This is a genomic window from Pseudomonas sp. ADAK2, assembly GCF_012935755.1.
In the GTDB taxonomy this organism is placed as follows: Bacteria; Pseudomonadota; Gammaproteobacteria; order Pseudomonadales; family Pseudomonadaceae; genus Aquipseudomonas.
The window spans coordinates 1,300,585-1,314,724 of record NZ_CP052862.1 but is presented as its reverse complement, the minus strand read 5'-3'; the positions used below and the strand labels follow the sequence as shown (position 1 = coordinate 1,314,724).

At 61.4% G+C, this 14,140-nt stretch carries 13 protein-coding genes; 6 read left to right on the top strand and 7 right to left on the bottom strand.

The features are described from left to right. Position 1: 1 nt before the first annotated feature. The gene (locus HKK52_RS05760; protein ID WP_169369958.1) at positions 2–694 is read right to left on the bottom strand and encodes an aspartate/glutamate racemase family protein; all 693 of its coding nucleotides are present in this window, start codon (positions 692–694) and stop codon (positions 2–4) included. A 79-nt stretch (positions 695–773) separates the two neighbouring features. On the opposite strand from HKK52_RS05760, the gene HKK52_RS05755 reads away from it, so the two are divergent. Both HKK52_RS05755 and HKK52_RS05750 read left to right on the top strand, forming a co-directional pair. Beyond that, the gene (locus tag HKK52_RS05755; protein WP_169369957.1) at positions 774–1,541 is read left to right on the top strand and encodes a helix-turn-helix domain-containing protein; all 768 of its coding nucleotides are present in this window, start codon (positions 774–776) and stop codon (positions 1,539–1,541) included. A gap of 70 nt (positions 1,542–1,611) precedes the next feature. Further along, on the top strand, positions 1,612–2,106 hold the full coding sequence (locus tag HKK52_RS05750) for a hypothetical protein (RefSeq protein ID WP_169369956.1): 495 nt from the start codon (positions 1,612–1,614) through the stop codon (positions 2,104–2,106). A gap of 24 nt (positions 2,107–2,130) precedes the next feature. On the opposite strand, the gene HKK52_RS05745 is transcribed toward HKK52_RS05750, so the two are convergent. The 3 genes from HKK52_RS05745 to ccoN all read right to left on the bottom strand — a co-directional run bounded on the left by HKK52_RS05745 (position 2,131) and on the right by ccoN (position 4,426). After that, complete coding sequence (locus HKK52_RS05745) at positions 2,131–2,517, bottom strand: putative Ig domain-containing protein (RefSeq protein ID WP_169369955.1); 387 nt, start codon at positions 2,515–2,517, stop codon at positions 2,131–2,133. Positions 2,518–2,768: 251 nt separating this feature from the next. Then, a complete protein-coding gene (locus HKK52_RS05740) occupies positions 2,769–2,990 on the bottom strand; it encodes a cbb3-type cytochrome c oxidase subunit 3 (protein WP_169369954.1) in 222 nt (73 codons plus the stop codon). Positions 2,991–2,998: 8 nt separating this feature from the next. Beyond that, positions 2,999–4,426 (bottom strand): cytochrome-c oxidase, cbb3-type subunit I, encoded by a 1,428-nt coding sequence (gene ccoN / locus HKK52_RS05735; RefSeq protein WP_169369953.1) that lies wholly within the window; start codon positions 4,424–4,426, stop codon positions 2,999–3,001. 259 nt (positions 4,427–4,685) lie between these two features. Here ccoN and HKK52_RS05730 point away from each other — a divergent pair, with 259 nt between their 5' ends. Together HKK52_RS05730 and HKK52_RS05725 are read left to right on the top strand one after the other, a co-directional pair. Next, complete coding sequence (locus tag HKK52_RS05730) at positions 4,686–6,359, top strand: nitrite/sulfite reductase (RefSeq protein WP_169369952.1); 1,674 nt, start codon at positions 4,686–4,688, stop codon at positions 6,357–6,359. Further along, entirely contained in the window at positions 6,356–6,835 is a 480-nt protein-coding gene (locus HKK52_RS05725) for a DUF934 domain-containing protein (RefSeq protein WP_169369951.1), read from the top strand. Before HKK52_RS05730 ends, HKK52_RS05725 begins: the two co-directional genes overlap by 4 nt. Here the strand turns inward: HKK52_RS05725 and HKK52_RS05720 are convergent. Beyond that, positions 6,822–7,037: a hypothetical protein gene (locus tag HKK52_RS05720; protein WP_169369950.1), complete on the bottom strand. Its 216-nt coding sequence runs from the start codon at positions 7,035–7,037 to the stop codon at positions 6,822–6,824. The genes HKK52_RS05725 and HKK52_RS05720 overlap by 14 nt on opposite strands. 70 nt (positions 7,038–7,107) lie before the next feature. On the opposite strand from HKK52_RS05720, the gene HKK52_RS05715 reads away from it, so the two are divergent. Beyond that, positions 7,108–8,076, top strand: a complete 969-nt coding sequence (locus tag HKK52_RS05715; RefSeq protein ID WP_169369949.1) for a hypothetical protein — start codon at positions 7,108–7,110, stop codon at positions 8,074–8,076. A 128-nt stretch (positions 8,077–8,204) separates the two neighbouring features. On the opposite strand, the gene HKK52_RS05710 is transcribed toward HKK52_RS05715, so the two are convergent. After that, on the bottom strand, positions 8,205–10,565 hold the full coding sequence (locus HKK52_RS05710; protein ID WP_169369948.1) for a tetratricopeptide repeat protein: 2,361 nt from the start codon (positions 10,563–10,565) through the stop codon (positions 8,205–8,207). Positions 10,566–10,776: 211 nt separating this feature from the next. On the opposite strand from HKK52_RS05710, the gene HKK52_RS05705 reads away from it, so the two are divergent. Then, a complete protein-coding gene (locus HKK52_RS05705) occupies positions 10,777–11,448 on the top strand; it encodes a DUF3313 domain-containing protein (protein ID WP_169369947.1) in 672 nt (223 codons plus the stop codon). Positions 11,449–11,571: 123 nt separating this feature from the next. On the opposite strand, the gene HKK52_RS05700 is transcribed toward HKK52_RS05705, so the two are convergent. Next, positions 11,572–14,085: a fused MFS/spermidine synthase gene (locus HKK52_RS05700; protein ID WP_169369946.1), complete on the bottom strand. Its 2,514-nt coding sequence runs from the start codon at positions 14,083–14,085 to the stop codon at positions 11,572–11,574. Positions 14,086–14,140 lie beyond the last annotated feature (55 nt).

Below are 14,140 nucleotides of genomic sequence, written 5' to 3'. Positions count from 1 at the left end.
GTCACTCGCCTAATGCAAACGCCACCGCCGCCTGTGCATGCAGTTCGGTGGTGTCGAGCAGGGGCAGGGCGCTGTGCTCGGGTTTGATCAGCAGGCCGATTTCTGTGCAACCGAGGATGATCGCCTGGGCGCCCCGGGCAGTGAGTGATTCGATGACTTGCTGATAGACCTTGCGTGACGCTTCGCTGATCACCCCGACGCACAGCTCGTCGTAGATGATCCGGTGCACTGCCTGGCGCTCCTCGGTTTCCGGCACCAGCACCGTCAGGCCCATGGCTGTCAGGCGATCCTTGAGAAAGTCCTGTTCCATGGTAAATGCGGTGCCCAGCAAGCCCACCTTGAGCGCTCCGGCCTCGACCGCCGCTTGACCGGTCGGGTCGGCAATGTGCAGGAACGGGATGCTGATCGCGGCCTGAATCTGCGCGGCCACCTTGTGCATGGTGTTGGTACACAGCACTACGCAGTCAGCGCCACCGGCCTCAAGCCTGCGCGCGGCATCCACCAGAATCGCCGCCGCGTCGTCCCAGCGCCCGGCATGCTGGGCCTGTTCGACAGGCCCGAAGTCGACGCTGTACATTAGCAATTGCGCTGAACGCAACGGCCCGAGGCGGTCGCGAACCTGCTGGTTGATCAGGCGATAGTATTCGGCGCTGGACTCCCAGCTCATGCCGCCGATAAGGCCGATAGTGCGCATGCTGTGCTCCTGTTTGATGGCAACCCTTTGATTGAGAGTCTCCCGTGGATTCGAGCGTCGATCTATCAGGAAATTTCACATGCTGAGCCAACGCCTGCTGGACGATCAACTGTGCCTGCAACTGCTGCCGCGGGCGGCGTACAGCGCACGGGACCCGGCGCAATGGCACACGCTCGGCGTGACCCTGGAGCGTCAGCAAGGCGTGCATGCCATCGATTCCGACCGGCGGGTGGACTTCGACACCTTGCCCGGCGTACTGGCGCGCACCCCGGTTGGCGTCGAGGTGTTTTCCGAATCGGCCAGTGGTGGCGAATACCTGCTGCTGCGGATGGACGAACAGTTTGCCCGTCAACACTTGCCTTCGGTTAATCACCGCGTGCAGTCCGCAGGCCACGGCCCGGCGCTGGGATTGGCGCGGACGTTGCGGCGCCTGCTGATCAATCCGCAGCCTGACCGGTTGGCCCTGGAACAAGCGGCGCTGGCGTTCGTCGGTCTGGCGAACGGACAAGCCGATGCTGCACAAAGGCTCACGCCCAAGGCGTTCAGCCAGGTTTTGGATCAGATTGCCGTGCAGTTCCATCAACCCCTGAGCCTGGAGCAGTTGGCCGCCACCTACGGGCACAACGAACTGCGCTTTCTGCGCGACTTCACCCGCGCTATCGGCCTCACGCCCCATGCGTATCTGGTCGAAGTGCGCCTGCAAGCGGCGCGGCGGCTGATCGAGCAAACGAATCTGTCCCTGGCCACTATTGCCCTGGATGCCGGCTTCGCCCATCAATCGCACATGGGCAGCGCCTTTCGCAAACACCTGGCCATGACGCCCAGCCAATACCGCTCGCGCTTTTAGTCGTACGCCGGCCGCTGGCTTCTGCCATGCTCAAAGTCCGCAGCACTGCTTCAATCAAAGGAACACCGCAATGGACGACATACGGCAACTGGGCGAGATGCTTCGCCACTACGCAGAAAGCGAAGCGCACAAGAAGCAATTGTTTGAATCGCAATCGGCCGTGTGGGCGACGCGCATTGGTGAGGTGTTCGATCAGATCCAGCAATGGCTGGAACCGGTCCAGGCGCCGAACCTGCTGGAAGTCAGCCGCGAGCTGTACGTCGCATCCGGGCCGAGCGTGCCGGTCGAGAGCTCGACCTTCAAGACCGAAAAACTGACGATTGTGATTGCCGGAAAACCGGTGGAGTTCGTGCCGGATGTAATGGGCGCCGGTGGCCAGATTTCATTGGCGGTCATGGGCTTGACCGCAGCGCGTTACGGCAGCATTTCACTGGTGTGCCTGCCGCCGTCCACCAGCTGGCAATGGCGCAAGACCAATGGCCTGAAAGACCCGGATACCTTCGCGTTTGATGCGGATTTCCTGGCCGTGCAATTGCAGAGCCTGATTCCCCGCGAGCGCGGTTGATCGAACACCTGACGCTGTGTGGCCTCAATGACTCTCGACGTTTAGCGTGTAGGTCCGTTGCGCCGCCTGGCCGGTGCACTGGGTGCCGTAAGTGTTGAGGTAAATCGAGACTTCATAGCGTCCGGGCTTTGTCGGTGTGCCGACGATAACGGCATGGTTCTGGCCCTCTTCATAAACCAGTTTCAACCCTTCAGGCAGCGGCTGCGCCGGGTCGACATAAAACCCGGCGACGGCGACGTTCGGTCTTTCTACCTCGACATCGACGCGATAAGGCTTGCCGGTTGTAGCACTCGCGAGACTGTCGGGTTGGATCGTCAGCGGTGCGCGCCCGGCGCAGCTCGCCAGGGTGCTCAGCTCACAGCCGCCGAGCAGCAGCGAGAGCGCGATTATTGAAAAAAGTGCACGTTTCATGGTGGCTCTTCTATTGGCGATCAAGAATCCTGCTGATTGCTTGAACCCAACCGCGAACGTTCCTGGCAGTGTGTTTTCAACGGGCGGATTCTAGATCAATCCGTCGTTGAAGGACGAGCATCTTCCCGCTGCCTTGGGACTTGATCGTTCCCACGCGCAGCAAAGGAATGCAGCCCGGGACGCTCCGCGTCCCATTGGAACGCGGAGCGTCCCTTGAGGCATTCCCACGCAGAGCGTGGGAACGATCGGTATCAGACTTCGAGGTTGCCCCACCCCGGTTTCGCCTCTTCCGGCGCCACCGCTTTCACCTTCTTCCCCGTCGCCAATTCCACCCGCCGTGCCACCTCCGGGTCATCGGCAAACGGCATCAGACTCGCCTCGTCGAGGCTCTCGGGCGTTTGGTGTTTCAGGCAATACTCGATTGCTAGCCAGAACCCCACGACCCCGAACAGATTCAACGCTATCTCGATCATCTCAAACCTCACGCAATCTGCGCTTCACGCTCGGCCATCGCCACGTCGGATACCCGCACGGTGCGCCAGCAGTTGTAGGCCATCAGCAGCATGCCGCTGAGGAAGAACACCCCGCCGGCAAACCGCACCACGAACCCCGGATGGCTGGCCTGCAAGGCTTCGACGAAGGAGTAGGTCAGCGTGCCGTCGTCGTTGATCGCGCGCCACATCAGGCCCTGAGTGATGCCGTTGACCCACATCGAGGCGATGTAGAGCACGGTGCCGATGGTCGCCAGCCAGAAGTGCAGGTTGATCAGCGGCGTGCTGAACATCTGCTCGCGGCCGAAGACTTTCGGCACCATGTGGTAGATCGCGCCGAAGGTGATCATCGCCACCCAACCGAGGGCGCCGGCGTGGACGTGGCCGATGGTCCAGTCGGTGTAGTGGGAGAGGGCGTTCACCGTTTTGATCGCCATCATCGGCCCTTCGAAGGTCGACATGCCGTAGAAGGCCAGGGACAGCACCAGGAAACGCAGGATCGGGTCGGTGCGCAACTTATGCCACGCGCCGGAGAGCGTCATCATGCCGTTGATCATCCCGCCCCAGCTCGGCGCCAGCAGGATCAGCGACATCGCCATGCCGAGGGACTGCGCCCAGTCCGGCAACGCGGTGTAGTGCAAGTGGTGAGGGCCGGCCCAGATGTAGAGGGTGATCAGCGCCCAGAAATGCACGATCGACAAGCGATAGGAATACACCGGCCGGCCCACTTGTTTCGGCACGAAGTAATACATCATCCCCAGGAACCCGGTGGTCAGGAAGAAACCCACCGCGTTGTGCCCGTACCACCACTGCACCATGGCGTCGGTGGCCCCGGAATACACCGGGTACGACTTGAACCAGTCCACCGGAATCGACAGGTGATTGACCACGTGCAACATGGCGATGACCACAATGAACGCGCCGAAAAACCAGTTGCCGACGTAGATGTGCTTGGTCTTGCGCTGCACCACGGTGGTGAAGAAAACGATGGCGTAGGCGACCCAGACCACGGTCATCCACACCGCGCCGGAGAACTCGATCTCGGCGTATTCCTTGGTGGTGGTGTAGCCCAGCGGCAGGGTGATCAGCATGATGACGATCACCGATTGCCAGCCCCAGAAGGTGAACGCGGCGAGTTTGTCCGAGTACAGCCGCACCTGGCAGGTGCGCTGCACGGCGTAGTAACTGGCGGCGAATTGCGCGCTGCCGGCAAAGCCGAAAATCACCAGGCTGGTGTGCAGCGGGCGCAAGCGGCCGAAGGTGGTCCACGGCAGGTCGAGGTTCATTTCCGGCCAGACCAGTTGCGAGGCGATAAACACGCCCATGGCCATACCCACCACACCCCAGACTATGGTCGCGACGACGAATTGGCGGACGACCTTATAGTTATAGGCCTGCCCGATTGTTGCTGTGCTCATGGTCAGTTCATCCATGCAAAGTCTTGCCAGGCCACCCGGTCTGGCATGGGATGCACTGTAGAAACCTCGCGGGAAACAAAACAGACTCAGGAAAACTCGATTTATACGGATCAGATTGAGGCAGTCCTGCGGCGATCTGACGCGCTCTGATACGGTTTTTTAGGTTTCAGGTGGGTCTGTAACGTGCTGCGCCGTAGGTTCATAGTCGCTTCATCGAAAACGGGCCGCAGAGCCCGATCAACCTTGATGAGGTGGCCACATGTATCAGTACGACGACTATGACCGGGCGCTGGTGTTCGAGCGGGTTGCGCAGTTTCGCGATCAGGTCGAGCGCTTCATGGCCGGTGAACTGAGCGAAGAAGAGTTCTTGCCCCTGCGTCTGCAGAACGGCCTCTACATGCAAAAGCACGCCTATATGCTGCGGGTCGCCATCCCCTATGGCACCTTGAACGCCGGGCAGATGCGCACCCTGGCGAGCATCGCCCGGGACTACGATCGCGGCTACGGCCACTTCACCACCCGGCAGAACATGCAGTTCAACTGGATCGAATTGGCGCAAGTGCCGGACATCCTCGAACGCCTGGCCCAGGTGGAAATGCACGCGATCCAGACCTCCGGCAACTGCGTGCGCAACATCACCACCGAAGCCTTCGCCGGGGTCGCGGCGGACGAGTTGATCGACCCGCGTCCCTTGGCGGAAATCCTGCGGCAATGGTCGACGATCAACCCGGAATTCCTGTTTTTGCCCCGCAAGTTCAAGATCGCCATCTGCTCGGCGAAACAGGACCGCGCGGCGATCATGATGCATGACATCGGCCTCTATCTTTATCCGGGCAGCGACGGGCAAATGCTGCTGCGAGTGATCGTTGGCGGCGGTCTGGGGCGCACGCCGATCCTCGGGTTGCAGATTCGCGAAGGCTTGCCGTGGCAGCATTTACTGTCCTATGTCGAGGCGGTGCTGCGGGTCTACAACCGCCACGGTCGGCGGGATAACAAGTACAAGGCGCGGATCAAGATCCTGGTGAAGGCGCTGGGCATCGACGCCTTCGCCAAGGAAGTCGAGGAGGAGTGGCAGCACCTCAAGGATGGCCCGGCGCAATTGACCGACGTCGAGTACGAACGGGTGGCCAGCGCCTTCGTCCCGCCGGTGTATCAAGCGTTGGCCGGCACCGACCTGGACTTCGGCACACGCCTGGCGCAGAACCCGGCCTTCGCCCGCTGGGTCGCGCGCAACGTGCAGCCACACAAAGTGCCGGGCTACGCCAGCGTCGTGCTTTCGACCAAACCAGGCATTGCTGCACCGCCGGGAGATGTCACCGCCGAGCAGATGGAGGCGGTGGCGGACTGGTCCGAGCAGTTCGGTTTCGGCGAGATTCGCATCGCCCACGAGCAGAACATCGTGCTGCCGGACGTGACTAAGGCTGACCTGTATGCCCTGTGGTGCCTGGCCTGCGACCAAGGGCTGGGCTGCGCCAATATCGGCTTGCTGACCGACATCATCGCCTGCCCCGGCGGTGACTTTTGCGCCCTGGCCAATGCGAAGTCGATCCCGATTGCCCAGGCGATTCAGGGGCGCTTCGAAGACCTCGATTACCTTCACGACCTGGGCGACATCAGCCTCAACATCTCCGGCTGCATGAACGCCTGCGGCCATCACCACATCGGCAACATCGGCATTCTTGGCGTGGATAAGAACGGCAGCGAGTGGTACCAGATCACCCTCGGCGGCGCCCAGGGCAAGAACAGCGCATTGGGCAAAGTCATCGGTCCGTCCTTCAGCGCCGCCGAAGTGCCCGACGTGATTGAGCGGATCATCGGCACCTTCGTCCGTTACCGCGAGAGCGAGGAGTTGTTTGTCGATACGGTGCAGCGCATTGGTCTGGAGCCGTTCAAGGAACGGGTCTATCCGAAAGTGCTGGAGGCGTCGGTATGAACAATCTGTTGCGGCTGGAGGAGGGTGTGGCGCGCATTGATGTGGATGATCCGTGGACGCTGGTGCGGGAAGTTGACGCCGAATTGCCTCCGGGGCGATTGATTCTGCCGTTGGCCCGTTGGCTGGATGAACCGACTCGGCACGCGGTTTGGCTGGGGCCGGACGATGAGGTCGAAAGCCTGAAATCCTGCTTCAACCTGCTGCCGTTGATCGCGCTGGACTTTCCCAGCTTTCGTGACGGACGCGGTTACAGCCAGGCGTATCTGTTGCGCACGCGACTGGGCTGGACTGGCGAATTGCGCGCGATTGGCGATGTGTTGCGCGATCAACTGAGCCACATGCGTCAGTGCGGGTTCGACAGCTTTGCGGTGCGTGAGGACAAGTCGGCTGAAGATGCGCTCAAGGGGTTGGCGGGGATGAGTGTGTTGTATGGGCGGTCGGTGATTGAGCCTCGGCCATTGTTCAGACGCCGCTGAGTTTTTTGTAGCAGCTGCCGAGCAACGCGAGGCTGCGTTCGGCGGCGAAGCCGTCGCAAACCCTGCGCACGCGGTTTACCTGAAAGATCGCGTCGGCTGATTTTACGACGGCTTCGCCGCCGAACGCAGCCTCGCGTTGCTCGGCAGCTGCTACAGGGGCGAGCGTGTTCAGGGAGGTTTTTGCTTGGGCCAGTACTGGCATTTTGGTAGAGTCCGCGCATTCGGCCGTTTTTTTGGCTGCATGGACGAAATCAAGAAGGGAGTCTGGCGTTGTGAGTTTCGGCAAGAAGATTTTAGGGCTGACGGCATTTCTGCTGATGTTGACCCTGTGGGCGGGCTACTTTTACGTGTTCCAGGAAAACCGCGGCGGGCAGTTGGGCGGCGCCTACGACAGCACCGCCTGGTGCGGCACGCCACCGTCGGCCGATGCGCTGTCTTTGGGCAAGGATCAACTGACCCTGCGCATCACCAACAACCTGCGCGGCGAGTTCATGCTCGGCGGCTCGGTGATCGTTTCCGAGCGCACCTTCAACCGCTACGACCTGGGTCGCAATGAATTGCGCCTGCGCCTGGAACCGCTGCAATGGTCCTTCGGCGCCACGCCGATCTTCCTCGAACAGGTGCGGATCAAACCCCTGAGCCGCAACCTCGCCGCCGACAATAAAAGCGCCTACGCCGAACTGGAATCGCGTCCGATCGGCGTGCAAGGGCGGGCCACCGAGTTTCCGTTCGACACCTATCGCTACGGCTACAAACCAGTGCTGTATTACCTCAAGGGTAACGAACGCATCGACCTGCGCTTCCGTCACATCACCACGCTGATGGAGATGTCGAACACCTTTACCCCGATCCAGAAATACAACCGCGTGGAATACATCAACGAGAAGAACTCGATGGTGCGCGATGAGGATTACAAGGCTTACAGCGCCAATGAATGCGCGTTCAGCGTTGAGCGCAAGGTCTCGTTCAAGGTGATCGTTTTGCTGTTGCTGCTAGTGATATGCCTGCCGTTGATGCACGTGTTTTACCGCGACGAGCCGGGGATCGATTTCCTGGCGACGCTGGTGGGGATTGGTGCGGTGCGGGTGATGCTGGTGGGGCCGTTGCAGGATTTCCAGTTGTACTCCATCGACTTCCTGTTTGGCGCGGCGATTCTGCTGGTGGGGACGGTGTCGTTGATCAAGGCGATGCGGGCCAATAGTCGGCGGGCGTTGGCGGCGCAGAGTGGGTCGTCCTGGTGATGATTGGTCCAGAGATTTGAGTTGGCTGAGCTGACGTCTTCGCGGGCAAGCCTCGCTCCTACAAGGATTGCGCAATCCCCTGTAGGAGCGAGGCTTGCCCGCGAAGGGGCCCTCGGATCAAACCACGATCATTTCAACGCCGGATCCCCCATATTCATCTTCTTCCAACCTTGCAACAGCACCTGGGCTTTCGGCTCCTTGCCGTTCTCCAGGTAATACTGGATCAACGACAACCGCGCATTGCGATTGGCGGGCTGCACCTTCAACAACCGCTCCAGCTCCTCGCACGCTTCATCCACTTTGCCACTGTCATGCAGCGCCACCGCCAGCACATAACCATACTGCGCACTCTGCGGTTCCAGCGTCGCAGCTTTGCGCAGCAGCGGCATGGCTTGCGCCGTTTGACCCGCACGAATCAACGACAATCCCTGGGTGTGCAATAGCAACGCCGCTTCCGGGTGTTCCTTGACGCTCTGTTCCAGCAGCGCTTGCGCCTCGGCACCGCGCCCACCGGCCTCCAGCCATTGCACCAGCGTCACCAGCGCCGGGTAGAAATCCGGGTCGCGCTTGAGCGCCGCACGTAGCAGCGGCTCGACATCCGCCGGGCGTCCACTGGCTTGATAGAGCATCGCCAGGTTGAGGTTGGCTTCGGCCCGTTCCGCCAGGCTCTTCTGTACATCTTCGTACTCGGCGATGGCCGCATTCCAGTTGGCCTGGGCACTGCCCAAACCATTGCGTGCAACGTTCAGCAGGTCCCGGGCGGCGACGATCCGTACCGCCTTCACCGGATCGCCGAGCAATGGCGTCAGCAATGGCGCGCGCTCTGCTGGCGGCAGGAACGCACTGATCACCCGCACTGCGCTTTCCCGCACTTGTGGCGCCGGATTGCTCAAGTCCGCCGTCGCCAGTTTCAACGCTTGCTCGCTCGGGTACAGCGGTAGCTCGGACAGCAGGGTCGCCCGTTGAATCGCTGGCAGGTTGCTGCGCTGTAATTGCTCGTACAAGGCCTGCGCCGCGCCCGGTTGACCATTGCGGATCAGCCACAGGCTTTCGTCATAACGCGGCGCTTGAACAGCAGACGCCGACGCTGTGTTCCAGAGCTTGAATTGCTCGGTCACCTTGTCCCCGGCCTTGCCCTGGTGACAGGTCAGGCACGCATCCGGTGTCCCCAGTCTCAAAGCGCGCTCGGGGTTGGGAATGCTGAAGCTGTGGTCATGCCGAAAGTCGTTGCCCATGTAGAACTTGCCCGGCAGGTGGCAATCCACGCATTGCGAACCCGGCTGACCCATGGCGTGGCGCGTGTGTTCGACGGAATCGTAGTTCTTCGCCTGCAGGCCCTTGCCATCGACACCTTCCTCCGCGGTCTTGCCGGCAGTGTTGTGGCATTGCAGGCATACGCCAGTGCCCGGCGCCTTGAGCTGGGTGCTGTGGGGGTTGTGGCAGTTACTGCAACGCACGCCCTTGTCGAACATTTTGCTTTGGGCGAAGGAACCGTGTTCGAACACTTCGTCCTTGATCTTGCCGTCCAGCGCGTACAGCTCACGGGTCAGAGTGCTCGGTAGGTAATCGTCCATCAGCCGGTTGCCAACGGTATAACCATCGCCCAATGGCGCGCGACGTGAGTGGCAGCGGGCACAGGTCTCGAGCTCGACCGTGGCGTTCTTGTCCTTGAGGTCGACGGCAAATCCGGAGTGGATCAGATCGGTTTTTTTCGCCGTCCATTCAACGTGATTGGACGCCGGACCGTGGCACGCCTGGCAGCCGACACCGAGGCTGTTCCAGTGACTCTCGAAGGTGTTTTTCGCCGCATCGAAATTGCGCTTGTAGCCGGTGGTGTGGCACTCGACGCACATGAAATTGGCGTTCTGGCTCGGCTTGCTCCAGTGCAGCGGATTCTTGAAGTTCACCCCCTGGCCCGGATAGAGATGAAACCACTTGTGCTTCTCGGTATCCCAGGCCACGCCGAGGGCTTGCAAGCGACCTTCGCCGACCTCGATCAGGTATTGCTGAAGCGGTGCGATGCCGAAGGTGTAGGCGGCCTTGAAGTCCGCGTTCTTGCCATCGATTCCCGGGGTGTTGACCCAGAACTCGTCACCCTTGCGCGAAAACACGGTGGTCTCTTTTTCCGCCTTGAAGGTGACGTTGTTGAAGTCCCCCAGCATCGTGTCGGCGGTGGCCGGCTGCATCGCCAATTGATGATGGGAGCCTTGCCAGTCCTTGACCTGCTCGGTGTGGCAGCCCTGGCATTGCTGCTCATCGACCATCGTCGCCGGTGCGGCAATTACCGCCGGTTTGGCCGGTTGAGCGATGGGCGTGCTGACGGGGGCAGGCTTCAAAGGTGCCGGCGTGCTGCTACTGAACAGAAACCAGCCAATCGCCGCCACGGCCAGCAGCAATACGCCGATGGTGACGGGAAACAGGTAGCGGTTGATCAGGGACGGACGCGAATCAGGGTTTGGGTTTGCAGCTTTATTTTTATGCTTCGGCATTGCGACTTCCGTAGTCCGAGTGCGTTGGCCGTTCAAGGCGCGCTTTGAAGCTCGGTGCAGCTTTGCCGGATGGCAAGCGCCTGTCAAATAGGCTTTGTGCGCTAAGCCACAGCCTTAGATGAATCTTCGATGATGCTGACGGCAAATTATTGATGTTTGGCTATAACTACCTAGTCCAGTCGCGTTATCGACCTCTTACAGGAGTAACAGCATGAAGCTTGCGTTAATGATGAGCACACTGTGTATCGCCTCGATCGGGGTGGTCGGCTGCTCCAGCAAAGTGGTCGAGCCCGACCAGTATTCGGGGTTTCTCAAGGACTACAGCCAGCTAAAGGAAGCCAAGTCGCCATCGGGCGCCGAGGTCATGCGCTGGATGGACCCGAAACTCAAAATCGACAAATTCACCAGCGTCTACATCGAGCCGACCCAGCTCTACCCCCAGCCACAACCGACCGTGAAAATTCCCCAGGCCACCCTCAATGGCATCACCGGTTATTACGACCAGGCGCTCAAGCGCGAACTGGGTAAATCCTTGCCATTGGCCGCCGGTCCAGGGCCAGGCGTGATGGTGGTGCGCGCGGCCATCACCGCCGTCAGCAGCAAGACTGAAGGCCTGAAACCGTATGAAGTGATCCCGATTGCGCTGGTGGCGGCGGCGGTCAGCACGGCCAGCGGGATTCGGGATCAGGAAACGACCTTGGCCACTGAGGCAGTGTTCCTCGATGGTGGCAACAACACGGTGGTGGCCCAGGTGGTGCGCAAAGGCACCGGCAAACCGCTGGAGAACGACACCCAGGTGATGAAGGCCGATGACGTGAAAAGCGTGATCGATGGGTGGGCTTCGGATTTGCATCAGTCGTATTTGAAACTTAAGTCCAAGTAGCCCTCACAGATCGTTCCCACGCTCTGCGTGGGAATGCCTCAAGGGACGCTACGCGTTCCAATGGGTCGCGGAGCGTCCCGGGCTGCATTCCGACGCGGAGCGTGGGAACGATCAGTCAGGGGGTCACTGCCCGACAAACCACCGGTAATACGGATTCCCGCCATCCCCGCGCATCACGTCACCAATGTCCCGCGCCCAGGCATCCCGATCCCCGTCATAGGCATGCAGACTCGCCCGATAAAACTGCATCAAGCGCTGGCGGTGGGCGTTCATCCGTTCGTTGAACCCCGCATCGACATTCACCAGGGTTGGCGCGACGTGCAAGTCGAGCAACGCCGGCAACACGCGGCTGATTTCCTTGGCCCGCACCCACGGCGCGTACTCGATGCGCGGGTGATCGTCGGTCACCGCTGGCGCGTCGGCGGCAAAGTGTTCGAGCCCTGCGCGGTCCGTCACCCACGTCGCGAGCAACGCCGCAGCCGAGCCAATGCCCACATCCTGCAAGGTGCTGCGAACGCTGTCCTGCTGGAAGCGCTGGGTGATCTTCGCCGCATCCAGCTCAATCGGTTCCATCGAACCCACCAGCAGCATTTCGTGGAACTCGCTGGTCCACAGGGTGGCGTAGGGGTAGACGTCGAGGAAGCTGCGCACCAGCGAGCGCGAGTCATCGATGTTCTGCGTTGGCAGCGGCAGCCACTGCGCAACCAAACCGTTTTTCTCCAGCCGACTGGCAGCCAACTGGTAGAAGTCCCGGGAATACAGATTGACCACGCCGGCAGCGGAGGGCGGTGGCGGTTCGAGGGTGATCAGGTCGTAAGTCTGCGGGTTGCGCAGCAGTTCCTGGCGACCATCGCGCAAGCGTACATCAACGCCCGGATCGCTGGCGGCATTGAAATTGCCCTTGAACAGCGGCGCAGCCTTGACCACCGACGGCAGCAACTCGGCGACCACTCGGTGGTCCAGCCCCGGATAACGGGTCAGGGCCCCAGCGGTAATGCCGGTACCGAAGCCGATCACCAGCGCCGACCGCGGCTCGCCGTTGTGGATCAGCAGCGGCAGCAGCGCCTGGATGCGCATGTAGCGCAGGGACGGCATGGCGTCGCCAGTGTTTGAAACACCTTGAATATACAAGCGCTGAAAGGCTTTCTCGCCCTTGCCCTGGGTGACCACCGCCACGGTGCCGCCGCGTCCTTCTTCGTAGAACGCCAGGCTCGCGTTGCGAGCGCCAGGGAGCAGGCTGGCGAGTTTGTTGACCGGGGTGAAGATCGCCAGCACCACGGACAACAGGCCGACCGCGACCACGGCCTGACGCCGGCCTTTCTTCACATGGTGACCTTTGCGCACCGCGAAATAGCCGATCCCGGCGGCGACAACCGCCAGCAGTCCGAGGGTGCGCACCAATCCGAGCCATGGAATCAGCAAGAACCCGCAGAGCATCACCCCGACAATCCCGCCAAGGGTGTTGAACGCCACCACCGCGCCGACATCCTGGCCGATTCGCTCACGGCCTACGCTTAAGCGCAACGCCAGTGGAAACGCCGCGCCCAGCAGCAGGGTCGGCACAAACACGATGCTCAGCGCCGCCACGGCAAAGCGGGTGCTCATGCCCACCAGTTCACTGGCGCCCAACGACAACACCCAGGCCTCGGCGACGCTTTGCGCGAGCACCAGCCAACGGCCGAGCAGGGCGATTTCCAACAGGGCGATCAACCCTGCACCGGCAATCAGCAAACCGAATACGCCCCAGGGATCACGAATGCGATCAACCCGCCGGGCCAGCAGCGCGCTGCCGAGAAACAATCCAGTGAGGTACGTCGCCAGCACCACGGCAAAGGCATAGGTGCGAGTGCTCATGAACTGCACGATCGATTGCGACCAGACCACTTCGTATCCCAGGGCCACGCCGCCCGCGATGGAGTACAGCCACAGGGCCAGGCGATCCGGGGCTTTGTCCGCGTGATGCTTCACCGGCGCGTCAGCCACAAAGGGACGGTGACGTTGAAACCACAACGCACCGGCGGCGGCCAGCAGGTTCAGCATCGCGGCGGCCAAGGCGCTGCCGCGCACGCCGAGAGTCGCGATCAGCACAAACGCCGCAAGCAACGTGCCGGCGATGGCGCCTGCGGTGTTAGCGGCATAGAGCTGGCCGCCAGCCTTGCCCAGTTGCTGCGGATCGGCGGCCAGCGAGCGCACCAATACCGGCAGCGTGCCGCCCATCAACAACGCCGGGAGGCCGACCAATGCGAAGGGCAGGACCCAGGCCAGTACGCCGATATGCTGCTCCAGCCAGGCGAAGGGACTGGCCGCCAGGCTCATGGCGAACGTCGCGCCGACGCCGATGATCGCCACCAACACTTCCAGCCCCGCATAGAGCAACACCGGCTGCTGCAAACGATCCGACCAACGTCCAAACAGCCAACCGCCCAAGGCCAATCCGGCAAAAAACGCACTGGTGCCGGTGGTGATGGCATACACCTCGACGCCCACCACCAGGGACAATTGCTTGATCCACAGCACCTGATACACCAGCGCCGCGGCGCCGGAAACGAACAGCAGCAGGGCAGGGATCAACAGCGCCGGGGAGGCGACATGCGGGGCAGGTATGGCCGACGACTTGCTGGCGACACGTGAGGACATTGCGGGGTGCCTTGTGCATGATCGTTCCCACGCAGAACGTGGGAACGATCAGGTT